At 55.6% G+C, this 18,063-nt stretch carries 14 protein-coding genes; 5 read left to right on the top strand and 9 right to left on the bottom strand.

Annotation, left to right across the window (positions count from 1 at the left end):
• Positions 1 to 66: 66 nt before the first annotated feature.
• From DL239_RS00890 to DL239_RS00880, 3 genes are all read right to left on the bottom strand, one after another.
• Entirely contained in the window at positions 67 to 741 is a 675-nt protein-coding gene (locus DL239_RS00890; protein ID WP_167681297.1) for a hypothetical protein, read from the bottom strand.
• Positions 742 to 913: 172 nt separating this feature from the next.
• Positions 914 to 2,425 (bottom strand): Asp-tRNA(Asn)/Glu-tRNA(Gln) amidotransferase subunit GatB, encoded by a 1,512-nt coding sequence (gene gatB / locus DL239_RS00885; RefSeq protein ID WP_167681295.1) that lies wholly within the window; start codon positions 2,423 to 2,425, stop codon positions 914 to 916.
• A gap of 95 nt (positions 2,426 to 2,520) precedes the next feature.
• The gene (locus DL239_RS00880; protein WP_167681293.1) at positions 2,521 to 3,255 is read right to left on the bottom strand and encodes a DUF8737 domain-containing protein; all 735 of its coding nucleotides are present in this window, start codon (positions 3,253 to 3,255) and stop codon (positions 2,521 to 2,523) included.
• A gap of 93 nt (positions 3,256 to 3,348) precedes the next feature.
• Here DL239_RS00880 and DL239_RS00875 point away from each other — a divergent pair, with 93 nt between their 5' ends.
• Positions 3,349 to 3,675 (top strand): winged helix-turn-helix transcriptional regulator, encoded by a 327-nt coding sequence (locus tag DL239_RS00875; protein WP_167681291.1) that lies wholly within the window; start codon positions 3,349 to 3,351, stop codon positions 3,673 to 3,675.
• A gap of 82 nt (positions 3,676 to 3,757) precedes the next feature.
• Here the strand turns inward: DL239_RS00875 and DL239_RS00870 are convergent, their stop codons facing one another.
• Entirely contained in the window at positions 3,758 to 4,156 is a 399-nt protein-coding gene (locus DL239_RS00870; protein ID WP_167681289.1) for a hypothetical protein, read from the bottom strand.
• Entirely contained in the window at positions 4,153 to 4,506 is a 354-nt protein-coding gene (locus DL239_RS00865) for a VOC family protein (RefSeq protein ID WP_167681287.1), read from the bottom strand. The genes DL239_RS00870 and DL239_RS00865 overlap by 4 nt, the downstream gene beginning before the upstream one ends.
• A gap of 91 nt (positions 4,507 to 4,597) precedes the next feature.
• Between DL239_RS00865 and DL239_RS00860 the strand changes: the two genes are divergently transcribed.
• Together DL239_RS00860 and DL239_RS00855 are read left to right on the top strand one after the other, a co-directional pair.
• Entirely contained in the window at positions 4,598 to 5,038 is a 441-nt protein-coding gene (locus DL239_RS00860) for a winged helix-turn-helix transcriptional regulator (protein ID WP_167681285.1), read from the top strand.
• Between the two features lie 107 nt (positions 5,039 to 5,145).
• Positions 5,146 to 7,503: a Tex family protein gene (locus DL239_RS00855; protein ID WP_167681283.1), complete on the top strand. Its 2,358-nt coding sequence runs from the start codon at positions 5,146 to 5,148 to the stop codon at positions 7,501 to 7,503.
• A gap of 398 nt (positions 7,504 to 7,901) precedes the next feature.
• Here the strand turns inward: DL239_RS00855 and DL239_RS00850 are convergent, their stop codons facing one another.
• The 4 genes from DL239_RS00850 to pepN all read right to left on the bottom strand — a co-directional run bounded on the left by DL239_RS00850 (position 7,902) and on the right by pepN (position 12,991).
• Positions 7,902 to 9,239 (bottom strand): hypothetical protein, encoded by a 1,338-nt coding sequence (locus tag DL239_RS00850; protein WP_240931641.1) that lies wholly within the window; start codon positions 9,237 to 9,239, stop codon positions 7,902 to 7,904.
• 101 nt (positions 9,240 to 9,340) lie between these two features.
• Complete coding sequence (locus tag DL239_RS00845) at positions 9,341 to 9,772, bottom strand: hypothetical protein (RefSeq protein ID WP_167681281.1); 432 nt, start codon at positions 9,770 to 9,772, stop codon at positions 9,341 to 9,343.
• Positions 9,773 to 9,824: 52 nt separating this feature from the next.
• Positions 9,825 to 10,355 carry a hypothetical protein gene (locus DL239_RS00840; RefSeq protein WP_167681279.1) on the bottom strand — a complete coding sequence of 177 codons (531 nt, stop codon included), beginning with the start codon at positions 10,353 to 10,355 and terminating at the stop codon, positions 9,825 to 9,827.
• 83 nt (positions 10,356 to 10,438) lie between these two features.
• Positions 10,439 to 12,991 (bottom strand): aminopeptidase N, encoded by a 2,553-nt coding sequence (gene pepN, locus DL239_RS00835; protein ID WP_167681277.1) that lies wholly within the window; start codon positions 12,989 to 12,991, stop codon positions 10,439 to 10,441.
• 249 nt (positions 12,992 to 13,240) lie between these two features.
• On the opposite strand from pepN, the gene DL239_RS00830 reads away from it, so the two are divergent.
• Complete coding sequence (locus DL239_RS00830) at positions 13,241 to 15,376, top strand: malate synthase G (RefSeq protein WP_167681275.1); 2,136 nt, start codon at positions 13,241 to 13,243, stop codon at positions 15,374 to 15,376.
• Positions 15,377 to 15,649: 273 nt separating this feature from the next.
• The gene (locus tag DL239_RS00825) at positions 15,650 to 18,052 is read left to right on the top strand and encodes an ATP-binding protein (protein ID WP_167681273.1); all 2,403 of its coding nucleotides are present in this window, start codon (positions 15,650 to 15,652) and stop codon (positions 18,050 to 18,052) included.
• Positions 18,053 to 18,063: the final 11 nt, after the last annotated feature.

Genomic DNA, 18,063 nt, shown 5'->3' with positions numbered 1-18,063 from the left:
CGCTCCGCGCTGCGGAGTGTCAAGTTGATGACTTGATCCACAATTTGAGAAGATGATTTCCCTTGCTCAGTCGAATTCTGGATTACGCCAAACCATAAGCGCAAAGTGTTCTGCGATGCCGGTATAGTTGGGAAGAGCGATCTCATGATCGAAACCCGCATACAAAGCAATGTTGATAGATGTGGAAGGCCCCATTGAACCCGATAGATACGGGCGGCCGAAGTCTTTCGCACCTTCCGCCAAGGTCTGACGCTGAAACTCGGTGGTTCCTGAACGCTCCCGTTTGCCTGGAAATGGCAGAGCAATTGCCACCCCCTCCAAACCTGCTTTCATAGCCAGATTCTTTAAGGAAACGAGCAATGGAGAGAGTTCTGGATCTAACGATTGGTGGCCAGCTCCAGCGGTAAGAAGCATACGGCAGACGTATAGCCACTTGCCTGAGGGATTATGTGCAGCCCCTGTTCCCGAAGTGGTTATTGCAGTCCAGTTATGGGGGGCTAGCGCAACGCGGGATGGAAGACGAATGGCATTCAGATAACCGACAAGACGGCCCTTGGTTTCACTCACAAACGCGCCTTGTGGGAAGGTGTCAAAGCATGTGTTGACCGCGATATGCGAGTGCCTTGGATGAACAAAGGCAACGCTTCGTCGGCCAAGGGTGTCCACTCCCGGATTATCTTGCAACTCCACAATGGCTTGCAGGTCTATGTCGAGAGCTGAACGTGCAGGCAATGTCGCCAATGGGGCTTCCTAAATTGATTTTGAAAATATTGCCCGGAAATAAAGGTCCAACTCAGTAATAAAGGGCGATCTCCATTGGATAAATTGGTAATGCGATTATCGTCAAAAGAAAAGGGCGACCCCAAGGCCGCCCTGTTATTCCTTGCTGTAACCCATGGGTTACTTGGCCAAGTTACTCGCCCAGTTTCTGCGCCACCAATTGGTTCACAGCCTTTGGGTTGGCCTTGCCGCCGGTGGCCTTCATCACCTGACCGACAAACCAGCCTGCCAGTTTTGGGTTCACTTTGGCTTTTTCGACCTGCGCCGGGTTGTCGGCAATGATCTGATCCAATGCAGATTCGATCGCGCCAGTATCAGTCACCTGCTTCATGCCGCGCTCTTCGACGATCTGCGCCGGGTCGCCGCCTTCGGTGTAGACGATTTCGAACAGGTCCTTGGCGATCTTGCCGGAAATAGTGTCCGCCGAGATCAGCTCGATTACGCCACCCAGCTGCGCTGGGGTGACCGGACAGTTTGAGATGTCTTTGTCGTCAGCTTTCAGGCGGCCAAACAGCTCGTTGATCACCCAGTTGGCGGCCAGCTTGCCGTTGCGGCCCTCAGCCACAGCCTCGAAATAGGCAGCCGATTCGACATCTGCCGTCAGCACCGAAGCGTCATAGTCGGACAGACCGAAGTCGCTGATAAAGCGCAGTTTCTTGGCGTCTGGCAGTTCGGGTAGGGTGGCGGCAATCTGGTCTACCCACTCCTGTTCGATTTCCAGCGGCAGCAGATCGGGATCGGGGAAGTAGCGATAATCGTGTGCCTCTTCCTTGGACCGCATCGACCGGGTTTCGCCTTTTTCGACGTCATACAGGCGGGTTTCCTGATCAACGGTGCCACCGGCCTCGACGATTGCAATCTGGCGACGGGCTTCGACCTCGATCGCCTGCTGGATGAACCGCATCGAGTTCATGTTCTTGATTTCACAGCGGGTGCCGAGGTGCGAGAAGTCCTGGGTTTCCTGATATTTTTCGTACTGGCCCGGACGGCAGATCGACACGTTCACATCGGCGCGCATGTTGCCGTTCTGCATGTTTCCGTCACAGGTGCCCAGATACCGCATGATCTGGCGCAGCTTGCCAACAAATGCTGCTGCCTCTTCGGGGCCGCGGATGTCAGGGCGCGATACGATCTCCATCAGGCAAACCCCAACACGGTTCAGGTCAACGAACGACATGTTCGGATCCATATCGTGGATCGACTTGCCTGCGTCCTGCTCCATGTGGATACGTTCGATGCGCACGTTACGCGCCAGGCCGTTGCCCAGTTCCACCAGTACTTCGCCTTCGCCCACGATGGGGTGATACAGCTGCGATATCTGATAGCCCTGCGGCAGGTCCGGGTAGAAATAGTTCTTGCGGTCAAAGGCAGATTTCAGGTTGATTTCAGCCTTCAGGCCCAGACCAGTACGCACGGCCTGTTCGACACAGTATTCGTTGATGACAGGCAGCATGCCGGGCATCGCGGCGTCCACGAACGCCACGTTTGAGTTCGGCTCGGCGCCAAACTGGGTGGACGCCCCCGAGAACAGCTTGGCATTAGAGCTAACCTGCGCGTGGACCTCTAGGCCGATGACCAGTTCCCAGTCATGCTTGGCACCCGAGATCACCTTGGGTTTGGGCAGTTCATATGTCAGGTCGAGCATCTCGCACCGGCTCCTTTGATCGCGTTTGTCAGCGTTCTAGGCCAGCCAGCGGAGCGGGGCAAGTGGCCAGAGCATTGTCCGGCCACTTGTGGGGGTTAGGCGGTGGCGATTTGACCACTGCGACGGCGAAGTGCACCAAGCGAGAACAGTTGGAACGCGATGAAAATCGGCACAAAGTATTCGGGGAACAGGGCCAGTGGGTAGGCGTTGATGATGTTGGGGCTGTCAAAGGCCATCAGCTGCATGAAACCAACCGAGGTGACGATGCCTAGGCTGACGGCGACAACGAAATCCAACAATCCGATGATGCTGGCACGACGGACCAGGTGTTCGGCATTGGCGTCACCTCTGTCCAACGCCCGAACGGCCTGAATGGCGGCAATCCCGGCCATGATGTCGCCAATCCCGGCGGGCAGGGCGAATTGCCAAGGGATATCCCCCATTACCCAGCCGATCAGGAAGAACCCACCCATCAGACGCAGGCTCTGGATGCTGATCAGATGAATATGGTCAAGGCCGCCTAGGATAGTGCGTCCTGTATCGGTCCACCGCCCCAAAGCCCACAGCAGGAAAGCACCGCCTAACAAGGGCATCAGGGCATAGGGTGGATCGGTGGCTTGTAACGGCGGCATCAGAATTCCGGCCTTGGCCAGATTGACGGATAAGGCGTGCCAGACCCCAAGCAAGGCTGCGATACCGCCAATTGCAGCGACTGTCTTGGCCTTGGACAGGCCAGATCGATGGGCGCCAATGGCGATTAGGCCGATGACAAGTGCAGGCAGGATCACGGCAAATACCTGCACATAGTAGGTTGCGATGGTTTCGAACATTGTGGTCTCCGAGCATTTTGACTTCATTTATTATAGTGACTACTAAATGAGGAGTGACTTCACATTTGCAAGGGACGACCCTAAATAAAATACATGGAACAGGATGAACGCCGAAATTGCCCGATCCAACGGGCATCAAATGTGATGGGCGACCAGTGGTCGTTGCTGATCCTGCGCGAGTTCTTTTTGGAAGGGTCGCGAAGGTTTCAGGACTTGCAGGATGTACTGGCAGTGTCGCCCAACACGCTGTCAGGTCGGTTGCGTAAGCTGGAAGAGGGCGGCGTGTTGGAGCGTCGGAAATACTCGCAAAATCCGCCACGTTGGGAGTATCACCTGACCGAAAACGGGCAAGCGCTTGGCCCTATGATGTCGGCGCTTAGGGCTTGGGGCGCAGAACATACGCCAGACCTGCCGGATTGAAGTTGCTGAAATTGCCGCTCAGACACATGGAAGCCCGATGCACAGCTTATGAAGGCGGCGCATCGGAAATCACGGTTGGTTTCTAGGCGAACTTTCGGTGGATCAATCCCAATAAGACGCCAAATACGGCGAATTGGATTGTACTGGCCGTAGCCTCAACCCTGATCCAGTCCATAATAGACGGCACTTCGTATTTGGCAGGTTCAGTCAGGACAATATAGGACGCCAGAAACAGGCCAAAGCCTAAAGAGACAATCATCGCGTTACGCAGACTTGGCCGTGATGGGGCAAACCGAGTGAGAGCAAAGCTTAAGATCAGCCCCTCGATAATCATGACTGAAAACCCCAGTGGCAAAATGGGTGACTCTCGCAGAAACCCAATTGCCGCAAAGTGCTCCTTGTTGAGCTGATAGTGCGAAAACCCCTGCACGGCAAAGGTAACACCCATGAAGGCCAGAACGGACAGCAGATGCTTGGTCATTGTTGGGCAGCCTCATCGCGTTTCCACAATGCCAGTGGTGCGCCACCCGGATCCTTCAGAAAAGTTGCAATTCCTGCCGGGCCAGTCAGGTTCTCTGCAATAATTGTTGCGCCGTTCGACGCGGCCTTGGCCACTGCTGGTGCCAATTCATCGACCTCGACGTAGGGCACCCAACCGCGGACATCGTCCATGCCATCACAGGTTGCTGCAAAGGGGAGTTCTCCCTCATCCGTTAGAAATGTCATTGGGCCAATGTTGTTGGCTGACCAACCAAATGTCTTGTCTAGGAAGTCGGTCGTTTCATCTCGCTTAGCTCCGATATTATCAAACCATACAAAGGGTGAGGGCATGTCGTTCTCCAATTCACTTTTATTTTGCAAGTGGATTGTTGATTGGGCGCTTTCAAATTGCAAGTGAAAATATTTCTGCTAATCTGGGGCTATGAAAAAGTCAGATAAAATCACGTGGTCCGGCTGCCCGGTTCGCTATGCCGCTGGGGTTTTTGGCGACAAGTGGTGCTTTGTCCTGCTGCGAGACATTTTGCTGCATGGTAAGCGGTACTACGGAGAATTTGCCGCCTCGGAAGAGGGGATATCGACGAATATTCTGGCGGATAGACTGTCACGGCTGGAAGGCGATGACATGTTGACTCGGCATGTGGACCCCAACAAGCGAAGCAAAGTTTTCTATCTTCCGACGCGCAAAGCGCGGGCCTTGTTGCCTGCATTCCTCGGCATGATGGTTTGGTCCACTGAGTTCGATGAAAAGACCGCAGCTCCGGCATCCTTTGCCAAGGCATTTCGGGAAGACCCCAAGGCGGCTATTGATTGGTACGAGGCTGAAATCGACCGCGTGAATGCGGGACTGGAGCATTCTTCCTGACAAGTTTTGCAGACAGTCGATAATTTTCCACCATGGGATCGTGACCACTTGGCGATGGCTTTCGGCAAGGCTAAGAAGGGCGTCCAACAGACCCACAGGAGGCCGCCGTGGACACCGTCACCCGCATCGCCCAAACCATTGCCCGTGAAATCAGCGCCACGCCAAAACAGGTTAGCTCGGCAGTTACTTTGCTGGACGAGGGGTCTACGGTTCCTTTCATTGCACGTTACCGCAAAGAGGCGACTGGGGGTTTGGATGACACCCAGTTGCGGACACTGGATGAGCGACTGACCTACCTACGCGAGCTTGAGGCGCGACGTGTCTCGATCCTTGACGCGATCAAATCGCAGGACAAGCTGACCGCGGAGCTGGCAACCTCGATCGCCGGAGCCGAGACCAAGGCACAGTTGGAAGACATTTATCTTCCCTACAAAAAGAAACGCCGCACCAAGGCGATGATCGCGCGCGAAAACGGGTTGGAAGCACTGGCCGAGGCGATCCTGGCGGATCGTATGACCACACCAGAGAGTTTGGCTGAGGGGTATCTGACAGAAGCGGTTGAGACGGTCAAAGATGCCTTGAACGGGGCGCGGGACATTCTGGTGGAACGCTTGACAGAGAATGCGGTCCTACTCGGTAACCTGCGTGGTTTCATGCAGAAAGAGGCCCTTCTGACAGCGCGGGTCATTGATGGACAGCAGGACAAAGGCGCCAAGTTCTCGGACTACTTTGACCACCGCGAGCGCTGGGCGGGTGTGCCATCGCACCGGGCGCTGGCAATGCTGCGCGGATCGAACGAGGGCGTACTGACGCTGGATATCAGTCCCGAGCCTGAAGAGGGAGCTGTGAAGGCTGAAAACATGGTCGCCGCGCAATTGCAGGCGGGCGGTAACGGACCGGGCGATGTCTGGCTGCGCAAGATCGCCGGTTGGGCCTGGCGGGTGAAGCTGAGCCTGTCGATGATGCTGGAGCTGATGAGCGAACTGCGTTCGCGCTCGCAAGACGAGGCGATCAAGGTATTTGCCCGCAATCTAAAGGACTTGCTGTTTGCAGCCCCGGCCGGTGCGAGGCCGACACTTGGGTTGGACCCGGGCATTCGCACCGGCGTTAAGGCGGCAGTGGTTGATGCAACCGGGAAATTGGTGGCCACAGAAACACTGTACCCATTTCAGCCCAAAAATGATCTGCGCGGGGCGCAGGTGTCGATCTTGAAGCTGATCGCGGAACATGGGGTCGAGCTGGTTGCTATCGGCAATGGCACCGCCAGTCGAGAGACCGAGCGCATGGTGGCTGAGGTGATCAAAAATCTGCCACCTAAGGTGAAGAAACCCACCAAGGTTGTAGTGTCTGAGGCCGGGGCCTCGGTCTATTCTGCATCGGAACTGGCGGCCCGGGAGTTCCCGGATCTGGACGTTTCTTTGCGTGGTGCAGTGTCGATTGCGCGGCGGTTGCAGGACCCGCTGGCGGAACTGGTCAAGATTGAGCCAAAGTCGATTGGCGTCGGTCAGTACCAGCATGATGTGGATCAGCACCAGTTGTCCAAATCGCTGGAGGCGGTGATCGAGGATGTGGTGAACGGCGTTGGTGTTGATCTGAACATGGCCTCTGCACCATTGCTAGCGCATGTGTCGGGTCTTGGACCGGGACTGGCCGAAGCAATTGTAGCGCATCGAGACGTGAACGGCGCCTTTGTCTCGCGCAGGGAGTTGTTGAAAGTGGCGCGTCTAGGGCCGAAAGCGTTTGAGCAATGTGCTGGGTTCCTGCGGATCCGTGACGGCAAGGAACCGTTGGATGCCTCGTCCGTGCACCCTGAAAGCTATAAGGTCGCCCGTGAAATCGTTGCCGCCTGTGGTCGGGATATTCGGCAGATCATGGGCGACGATACGGCGCTGAAAGGTCTGCGAGCCGAGGACTTTGTTGGCGGTGATGTGGGGCTGCCCACCGCGCGCGATATTCTGAGCGAGCTGGAAAAACCGGGCCGTGACCCGCGCCCTAGTTTTGTTACAGCGTCGTTTGCGGATGGCGTTGAGGATATCAAAGATCTGAAACCGGGGATGGTTCTGGAAGGCACGGTGACCAATGTCGCGGCCTTTGGGGCCTTTGTCGATATCGGCGTGCATCAGGACGGTTTGGTGCATGTCAGCCAGTTGGCAGACAAATTTGTCAAAGACCCGCACGAAGTTGTGAAAACGGGTGCTGTGGTCAAGGTGACGGTCACCGAGATCGATGTACCACGCAAACGCATTGGTCTGACCATGCGCAAGGATGGTGGCGCCTCGGCGAAAGAAGACCGCAACGCGCGTGGGGGCGGGGCCAAGGAACGGTCCGGAGGTAAGCCTAACCGGAGCCATCAAGGCGGCCGCGGCAAGCAGAAAATGTCATCGAGCCCTAAAGGCAAACAAAGCAGCGGTGCTGCGGGTGGCGCGCTGGGCGCGGCGCTAATGGATGCGATGAAGAAAAAGTAGACCTCTGCTGAGGTCGCCGTGTGGCACGAAAAAGGAGCCGGCAGGGTACTTATCCTGTCGGTTATTCTATTGTTTAGATCGGTTCTTGCCGTCTTCGTATACTAGCGGCGACGTCGCCAAAACGGGATCGGACGAGGACTTTATCCCTCGAGCGTAAATGCATTTCGGTAGCACCTCCGGTACAACGCAGGCCCTGTTCCTGTGTCGGGGGTGTCAGGCCCGACGATGATCGCGATCAGGCTGCACTATGAGGGGCAATCCAAAATTTGGCGTTACAAGGGCGCGCGCTGCCTGCGCAATACCGGGTCAAAGCTGCGGTTCATGTCGCTAAAATACTCAAATCCCAACCAAAGCTGCGGAGGGCAGATCTTGTGAATTAACACAAGGCTATCAAACACCTAGGCAAGGCTGAACTGAGGGCCCTCGTTGGTGAGTGTTACCTTGTGGCCTTGGTCGATCTCATCGCGGAACAGATCGGCGATGATCTGCATTGCGTCGGCACGGCCGCGGGCAGCAAACCGGCTGGGTGAGGTGATCCTGGTATTGTTGTCAAACCCGTCAGCGGCATGTGCCCAGATCAGAGGGTGTAGCTCGTACAGGTGGTCGCGGATCAGCCATTCAGCGGACTCGGCAATTTTCAATCTGGGCAAATCAGAAGGTTCGTTAAGGCCCAGACCATTACTGAGCGCCACCGAACAATAGGCGGCCAGCAGGTTGATCATTTCCTGTGTCGGACGGGTTTTCACAATGTCGCGCAGCCCGTCGAGAAAGAAATCGACGTCAACCTGCGCGCAGGCGAGTTCGTCATTTACGATAGCGTCAAAGTAAACCCAAGTGTAGCCGCCAGCGCCCCAAATGTGCTCTGTGCGGGCTGCGGTGCGGCGGGCCTCAAGCTCTAGTGCGGGATAGGACCCGGACCACCGTGGCAGCATGTGATTACCAAGAGCCCGCAGGTGGCGGTTGTCGGTTGGGTCCAGATCAATCAGGCGTTCATATCCATTGGCGACCTGTGTCGTGTCGGTGGTGTTGCCCTGTAACACGGCGCAGCAGGTTGCCGCAAAAATGGGGCTGTTCAACTGCATGTTGTCGAATGGGGCTAGCAGTGCCGCTGCGCGATCAAAATGGGCGGACCAACGTTGGCGGTTGGCCGCAGGGAGGGTGTTTTCCCATCCGGTTCCGCGCCAGGCCCAGCCTATGTCGATATGGGCTAAGGCGACGACCGCGGCCAGATATGGGTCGTCGCGGAAGGGCATGCGAACCGCTTCGAGCGCCATGATCCCGTCGATCAATGCGCGCGAGTCTGGCTTGTGACCCTCGGCAAGAGCATGTTCGACTGCATTGACCACATCGGTGCGGGCCCCGAAGGCGAGCAGATCTGCGATTGGCATTCCGCCCGGTGTTTTGTCTCGGGCGATTTCTGCGGCCTTGATCTCAGCTGAGAGTTCTTCCCACAGGTCCTGTCTTGCCAGGTATTGCCCACGTGCCTGAGTGTCGCGACTGGCAATGTCGTCGACGCCCTGATCCATAACCGAAATTGACAGACTGTCTTCGGGTCTTACTTGCTGAAATTTGGTTTCGACTGGCACAGCCCGGGCGATCACCTGGTCTTTATTCGCCGTGCCAAAACGCCCCACCAATGGATGGATCATACGAGAAATGGCATCGTGCGCCTGTCGCGGTAGGTTGAGCATCAGCGGTATCCGGTTCGGTGGCAGCAGAATTCGTTGAACTACCATCTAACGGCAATGGGGCGCAAAAAGGGCAAGGTTGGGGTGCTCGGGAATTGAATTGGGGTTTTCGCGTGACCTTGGCCAAAAACAATCTGAGGTAGCCTTTGTCAGAAAAACCGAAAATGGTACCGCTTAGTTGGGATGCCGCGCTCTTGCAGTTCTGGTTCAAGCTGGCGGCGCGGGGGGATTACCTGAGACGGCAGGTAGAGTTTGCGACCATTTTTCAAGATAAGAGTGATCCGCACAGAGAAATCAAATCGGGTGTTAAAACTTGCGCGGTCGATCTGTTCCAACGGTAGGTTGTCTGTGCGTCGTCCGCTGTACCACTCGATCTGATCTGAGTTTAGCGTCAGGCCGGAATGGGTGTTGCGCCAACAGTCCCAGACAGCAGGTATTGTTGGAAGGGCTAATATGCTGACGATCCACCAAGCAGCGTCCAGCGAGAAAAACAGTAAAATCAACACAGTATAGAGCATGCCCAATGTCACAACCATCTGTGGCGTGCGGGAGCTTCGGGAAAACTGATAGGTTTCAGTCACTGGCAACCTCTGGCTCCTACGCTGCTTTGACACTGTGTTCGGGGCATCTGGTTCAGGACTTAGGTAACCGAAAGGAAATGCGGAACCGTTCAATTGCATCCTGTTGGTGCTGGCTTAGGCCACTATTGGGCAGGCTGCCTTTGATGATCTCCAACAGGGGCGGCAGGGCCTCTGGGCCACCAAGTTTGTAGACCTTGCGGGATAGTCGGGAAACGGCGGCGTCGGTTCCGCCACATTGGGACACAAGCCAGCCGCCGAGGATCACAGCCTCTTTTGCGGCCTTGCTGTCCATTTGTAGCTGTGCTTGCAGTTGCTCGGCCAGTTTACTGCGCTGTTCCCGCGTTGGCATGCCGTCGAGCTCCTGAAAGGCAACGGCTAGCGCAGCGGTGGCGAGGTTCAGGTCTTGGACAGTTTCAACGGGGTGCATGTTGTCCTGGCGGCGAAAGCCAAAACGCCGGGCAGCAAGTTGCACATCCTTGGCGACATCCACAAGGTCACCGGCCATCAAGGCCGCGTTTCGGGCGCGGTTCAAAAAGAAATACACCGCAGCAGCGATCGCGATGATGGCAATAAGAAGGGGCATTAAGGAAACTCCGTTGAAAGAGGCTATGAAATACCCGTTCTTATTGACCAGTGAATGGACGGCTATTCAACCGCCCATCGTTATTATCCGTTCAGAATACGCGTGACCATCTCACTTGTGTCGCGGCTTAGGTTTTCAGTGCCTGCGATGCGTTCTAGCTGGGTGCGGATTAGGCCCTGACGGGTGTCATCGTAGCGTTTCCAGGTCTGGTAGGCAGCGCACATCCGGGCGGTGGTCTGCGGGTTTAGCGCATCCAGCGCGATCAGGTTGTCGGTCAACAGCTTGTAACCGGCACCGCCAGCATAGTGAAACCCGGCCTGGTTCATCGCCAAGGCACCCATCACCGCGCGGAAGCGGTTGGGGTTCTTCATGTCGAACAGCGCGTGTTTGGTCAGATCCTCGGCCAGGCCGGCGGCCTTGGCTGGGGCGGCACAAGCGACTTGCAGGCCGAACCATTTATCCATCACCAGTCGGTCTCCCTGCCACTGATCGAAAAAGGTCTGCGACTGCTCGGCGCCTTTTTCAGCCTTCAACAGGCTGGCCAGGGCTGCGTTTTGCACTGTCATGTTGTCGGCATCAGCATACTGGCGGGCGGCTTGGTCGCCACCATCCAGACGGGTCAGCAGCGACAGGATGCGGGTGTTGAGATCGCGTTTGCCGGCGCTGGCTGCGTCAGGGCTGTAGTCTCCCTGCACGGTGGTGTCAGCGTATAGGCGGGGCAGGCTGTCGGTCATGGCCTCGGCGAGCGTCTGGGCGAAGGTTTCAGCCGCGTCATAGATTGCCTGGGGGTCGGGTGTGTGACCGCGTTCGAACAGGGTTTGGGCCAGATCCGATTGGCTGGGCGGCGACAGGACAAGCGAGCGGAACGCTGGGTCAAGGCTGTCATCACGGACCAGTTTGATCAGCGCATCCAGATAGTCGGCATCAGGGGCTGCGCCGTCCAGTACCATGGCGATCCGGGATTCTTTGGCCAGTGTATTGCCTGCTTCCCATCGGTTGAACGAGTCGCTGTCGTGCGCCAGCAAGAAGGCGCGCTCAGCGTTGGTGGTTTCACGTTCCAGAATGACCGGAGCCGAGAACTCGCGCAGGACCGAAGGGATCGGCTTGGCGGACAGACCTTCAAATGTGAAACTCTGCTTGGCCTCGGTCAGTTCCAGTACTTCCGTTTCACGGACCTCATCTCCATTCTGACCCAGTAGGCCGACGGCTACCGGGATCACCCGTGGGTCTTTGTCTGGTTGGCCCGGAGTAGGGGGCGTCGATTGCTCTAGCGTTAGCGTGTAGGTGCCGTCGGCGTAATCGTCAGTGACCTTGATACGTGGCGTGCCGGCCTGGCTGTACCACTTGCTGAACTGGCTGAGGTCGCGGCCGGTGCTGTCTTCGAACACCTGCAACCAGTCTTCGATGGTGCAGGCCTGACCGTCGTGGCGTTCAAAGTACAGGGCTACTGCCTTGGCGTAGGCGTCATCGCCAACCAGACGTTTTAGCATGCCGATCACCTCGGCGCCTTTTTCGTATATAGTTGCGGTGTAGAAGTTATTGATTTCCTGAAAACTTTCAGGTCTGACCTGATGCGCCAGAGGGCCGTTATCTTCGGCGAACTGGCGACCGCGCAGGTCGATCACGTCCGAGATCCGTTTGACCGACGCAGAACGCATGTCGGAGGTGAACTGACTGTCGCGATAGACAGTCAGACCTTCCTTTAGGCACAGTTGGAACCAGTCACGGCAGGTGATGCGGTTGCCTGTCCAGTTGTGAAAGTACTCGTGGGCGATAATCGCCTCGATACGTTCGAAATTTGCATCTGTGGAGGTTTCTGGGCTGGCGAGGACGCAAGAAGAGTTGAAAATGTTCAATCCCTTGTTCTCCATTGCCCCCATATTAAAGTCGTCAACGGCGACGATATTGAAGATATCGAGGTCATATTCCAGACCGTAAACATCCTCGTCCCATTTCATCGACTTGATCAGGGCCTCCATGCCAAAGGCGCATTTGTCCTCATCCCCCGGGCGGACCCAGATGTTCAGTTCTACGTCTTTGCCGGACTTGGTGGTGAAGCGGTCGGGGTGATTGATCAGATCACCAGCCACCAGCGCAAACAGGTAGGCGGGTTTGGGCCATGGATCGTGCCATTCTGCCCAGCCTTCACCCGACCCGGTGGGGTTGCCGTTGGACAGCAGAACCTTTTCATCGCCTTCGATGCGCACGGTAAAGGTGCTCATCACGTCGGGGCGGTCGGGGTAGAATGTGATCTTGCGGAAACCTTCGGCCTCGCACTGGGTGCAGTACATGCCGTTGGACATATACAGACCTTCGAGCGCGGTGTTGCCTTGTGGGTTGATCTCGACCTCGGCTTCCCAAACGAAGGGCTCGGTTGGGGCGTCGCAGGTCAGGCCCTGTGGCGTGACAGCAGGGGACACCGGCTGGCCGTCGATCTTGGCCGCGATCAATTTCAGCTGTTCCCCGTGGAGAAAGAATGTCTTGTCCTTGGCGTCAGGCTGCGGAGTGAATTCAATGCGGCTAACCACGCGGGTTGCCTTGGGGGACAGGTGAAAGGTGAGGTGGACCGAGTCTACCTGAAAGCCAAAAGGGGTGTAGTCCTTGAGGTAGATCGTCTGAGGGGCCGTTTCGGTCATGTCACTCTCCTTGGTCACGCTGTGTGACAGGTGTAGTGCAAGGCCGCGCAACTGCAAGTGGATAGGCGTGATTTGAATGACCTGAGCGGGATCTGGCGGCTGAATAATAGGAATTGGGAGGTCGTCGTGGGGTATCTTCTTGAATTCCAAGAGACAGACTATTGTGATTGCCGGGGCCGGTTTTGTTGCTGATAGGAAACCAGTGTTCTAGTTTGGCCCGGAATACGAATGGGTACCGCAGGAGGAAAGATGACAACTCGGGTTGAAAAGCAGGGGCTGCAGGTTGCAGCCGAGTACGCCGATTTCATTGAAAAGGATGCGTTGCCAGGTACAGGTGTGACAGCGGATGCTTTTTGGCAGGGGCTAAGCCAGCTGGTGCATGAGTATGGACCAGAGAGCCGCGCATTGCTGGCCAAACGTGAAGATCTTCAGGCCCGTATTGATGGCTGGCATATCGAGCGCAAAGGGCAAGAGCACGACGCCGAGTCCTACACAGCGTTTCTGAAAGAGATTGGCTATTTGACGCCAGAGGGCGATGATTTCGAAATTGAGACGCAGAATGTCGATCCTGAGATTGCCCAGGTGCCGGGGCCTCAGTTGGTGGTGCCGATCACCAATGCGCGGTTTGCACTGAACGCGGCAAATGCCCGGTGGGGATCACTGTATGATGCACTGTATGGCACCGACGCCATGGGTGATCTGCCGCAGGGCAAGGGATACGATGCTGCGCGCGGGGCGCGGGTTGTGGCCTGGGGACGTGATTTCCTGGATGCGAATTTTGCGCTGGCCGAGGGATCATGGGCTGATGCTGGGGCGCTGTCTGTTGTTGACGGAGCGCTGGTGCCGTCGCTGGGCAATGCCGCCGGTTTTGTCGGGCATGTTGGTGATGCAGCTTCTCCATCACGTGTTTTGTTGAAAAACAACGGCTTGCATGTGGTGCTTGAGATCGATGCGGCTGGTAATATCGGCAAAGATGATGGCGCGAGTATCAACGACATCACGCTTGAGGCGGCGATGTCGACGATCATGGACTGCGAGGACAGTGTGGCTGCAGTGGATGCGGCGGATAAGGTTCAGGCCTATTCCAACTGGCTGGGCCTGATGAAGCGCGATCTGAGCGAGGATATCGTCAAAGGCGACAATACTTTCACACGCGTGTTGAACGAGGACGTTCAATTTACCGCAGCGGATGGCTCGGATGCTTCGCTGAAGGGGCGGTCGCTGTTGCTGGTGCGTAATGTTGGGCATCTGATGACCAATCCGGCGGTTCTGGATCGTGATGGGCTGGAGATCGGCGAGGGTTTCCTTGATGCGATGACCACCGTGATGATCGCGATGCATGACCTGCAGGCCAAGGTTGGCAACTCGGCGCATGGGTCGGTTTATGTGGTGAAGCCCAAGATGCATGGCCCCGAAGAGGTGGCATTTGCCTGTCGGATCTTTGATCACGTCGAGGGTGCGCTGGGCTTGCCATCTAACACGGTCAAGATTGGCATCATGGATGAGGAACGCCGCACCAGCGCTAATCTGAAGGAATGTATCCGGGCGGCGAAATCTCGGGTGGCATTCATCAACACCGGGTTCCTGGACCGTACTGGCGACGAGATCCATACCTCGATGGAAGCCGGGGCGATGTTGCCCAAGGGCGAGATGAAGACCACGCCGTGGATCGCGTCTTATGAGGATCGCAATGTCGACATTGGTCTGGCTTGTGGGCTGAAAGGCAAAGCACAGATCGGTAAGGGCATGTGGGCGATGCCAGATCTGATGGCGGATATGCTAGAGGCCAAGGTCGGGCACCCGAAGGCGGGCGCGACATGTGCCTGGGTGCCGTCACCCACCGCCGCCACGTTGCACGCGACGCACTATCACGCGGTCGATGTTCTGTCTGTTCAAGATGGGTTGAAGGCTGGTGGTGCACGAGGATCGCTGCAGGACTTGCTGACCATTCCTGTGATGACTGGCGAAAACCTGTCGGATGACGAGATCCGCCGCGAAATCGAAAACAATGCTCAGGGTATTCTAGGCTATGTGGTGCGTTGGATCGATCATGGCGTGGGTTGTTCAAAGGTGCCGGACATCCACGATGTTGGCTTGATGGAGGACCGCGCGACGTGTCGGATTTCTAGTCAGGCTTTGTCCAACTGGCTGCATCATGGGGTCGTCGACGAGGCGCAGGTTATGACAGCGTTGCGCAAAATGGCCGCAGTGGTGGATACGCAAAACGCCGGAGATCCGAGCTATCAGCCGATGGCTCCTGGGTTCGATGGTATTGCCTTTCAGGCGGCGTGCGACCTAGTTTTCAAGGGGCGGATTCAGCCATCTGGGTACACTGAACCAGTGCTGCATGCCCGCCGGTTGGAGCTAAAGGCCGCTGAAGGCTGAGAGAGGCTTTCGTCGACCAAAATAGCAAAGGGGGCCAGCAGGCTCCCTTTTTGTTTTTCTTACTCACGCCAGCAAAAGTTGTCTTTAGCCGTGACCGAAGAGGGTGGGCTAAGTGGTAAGACGTTCTACGTAACCGAACATGATCTGGCACTTTGCTGTGCCAAGTCCTGTTAGGGCGGGAAGGCTGAGGGCCTAGTTGATGCTACGGTCACAATGCCCCACTGTGTGCGTGAGACATCGGGAATGATTTGAATGACGAGTGTTAGACCTCTCATGTATTCGTTTCTAGCAGGGGCGATGGTGTTGATCAGTACTTGGATGATCAACAAACTACTTCATGTTCAATTCGAGAAAGAAGCCGTGACGGTGGCCTCGGCTAAGGCTCAGGCTGTAGCCGAACACATGGAGAGCTCTCTGCACGAGCGGTTGGAACTTACAAAGGGGTTATCGGCCTTTGTAAGGAGTAGGTGGGATTTTTCGCAAGAGGATTTTGATGTTTTTGCTGCCGCGCTGCAGGACGGGTATCCAGCTATCCGCTCCTTGCAATTAGCACCTGGTGGCGTGGTTAGTTACCTGACCAATAAGGATATTAATCCCGGAGTTTTAGGCCACGACCTAATGGGTGATCCAGATCGCAGACCATTTGTCGAGAAAGCAATCAACAGTCGCCAGTATATCATCGTTGGCCCCTTGAGCCTAATGCAAGGTGGGTCCGGTATCATTGCCAGATTGCCTATTTATCACTCTGGTGAAATGAGCCCAGCTGATAGGTTTTGGGGGTTTGCCACTGTGGTGCTGGACCCAGGGGATATTATCGGTGGAAGTGGGTTATTCGACGGGACGGAAACGTTTGAATTCGCGCTGCGCGGAAAGAATGGGCTTGGTGCTGCGGGGGGTATGATCGCGGGTAATGAGGCGGTTTTCACAAATCCAGATTTTGTCGTTCCGGTGACTTTGCCGGTCGGCACTTGGCAGATTGGAGGGAGCAGCCGTGAGGGAAACGAACTTCATAATTTCGAATTGGAAGCCCTGATCTGGGTCCTTGGTCTCGTTCTTTCCAGCGCTGTTTCTTTCTTGCTTTATGGGCGCTTGCGTTTGCCTGACGAGTTGCAAAAACAGGTGGAGATCGCTGTCAGCGTAGCACAGGCAGAACGTGAAGAGACCAAAAAGATTGAAGTTGAACGGCTGAATGCGGAACAGGCAAATGACGCCAAGTCGGCTTTTCTTGCCAATATGAGCCACGAAATCCGAACTCCGATGAATGGAGTAATTGGTATGCTGGATGTGTTGCAAACAACACCGCTCCAAAATGACCAGGAGCGGATGGTGGATACAATTCAGCGTTCTGCACAAAGCCTGCTGAGGATCATTGATGACATTCTAGATGTGTCAAAAATCGAGACTGGAAAATTGGCGATTTACGAAGAGCCAATGCAGCTGTGTGCGATCTTTGAGGATGTTCTCAAAACCTTTTGGCCGATCGCCAGGGAAGCTAAAGTTGATTTGGATTTCGTCTGGAAACCACATGAGGTCGACCGCCGGGTTCTTGTTGATGGGCTTCGGCTTAAGCAAGTTTTGATCAATCTTATCGGCAATGCGATCAAATTCACGGCTGGCGTAGAGCAGGTGAAAAACCGGAAGGTCAGGATTATTCTGGAAAAACAGTCGAATAGAAGAACGCGAATTGTCGTGAGCGATACCGGTATTGGTATCGAGCAAAAGCAGAAGAAAAAACTATTTGACCGGTTCACTCAGGCTGATGAAACAACGACACGCCGATTTGGCGGTGTCGGGCTGGGGTTGTCCATTACTCGCGATCTTGTTGAATTGATGGGAGGAACAATCGATGTCGAGAGCAATTCGGGTCAGGGAAGCAGCTTTGAGGTGCTTCTTCCTTTGAAGGACGTCAAAGAGGAAAACCGGACGCCAACTTTGGACACAATACGGGTTTTTTTGGTGTCTGACGTGTCCAACCATCAGACCAAGGAGATTGAAGCGCTTTTGATTGAAGCTGGCGCCAATGTTGAAATTCGCGCTGATCCGATGGGTGTCCTTGACTGTGATACTGCCTTTGACCTGATTGTTGATCTTAGAGAGCAAGAAGAGTTGACGCTAGAGTTGCGAAGGGCAATGCCTGCATTGCCAGTGATAGCTTCGTTTTTGGGCGGGTATGAAAGCCAAACGCGGCCGACAAGCGAGAAAGGGCTAACGTTTTTAACCGCTCCGCTCCTGCCTGTAGAGCTGATAAAAGCTATCGTCGATATGACTAAGCCCGCGGATGCTGAGGAGGCTGAACAGGTAAGTAACACGGCCAAAGTTCTGTTGGTCGAGGATAATGAAATCAATCGTGAGGTGCTTACGGCCCAGCTGACACGGCTGGGGCATCGGGTTGAAACCGCCAATGACGGGAGTGAAGGATTCATCAAATGGCGTGATGGCTGGTATGATATCGTGCTGACCGATTGTCAGATGCCCGTCATGGATGGGTACGAGATGGCCAAATTGATCCGTCGCGAAGAGTTACAGCATGAAATGGAGGCAACAACGATTATTGCGATAACCGCCAATGCGCAAAAGTCGGAAGCGTTCAAATGTCGTGCTGCCGGGATGGATGGTCATATGAGTAAGCCAATAACCAATGCCGACCTAGTTGAGAAAATCAGCGAATACTGCTGATTTCTCAGTGG

Origin of the sequence: Parasedimentitalea denitrificans (assembly GCF_011813015.1) — a bacterium.
Taxonomy (GTDB): domain Bacteria; phylum Pseudomonadota; class Alphaproteobacteria; order Rhodobacterales; family Rhodobacteraceae; genus Parasedimentitalea; species Parasedimentitalea denitrificans.
This window is presented reverse-complemented; position numbering and strand designations above follow the sequence as displayed.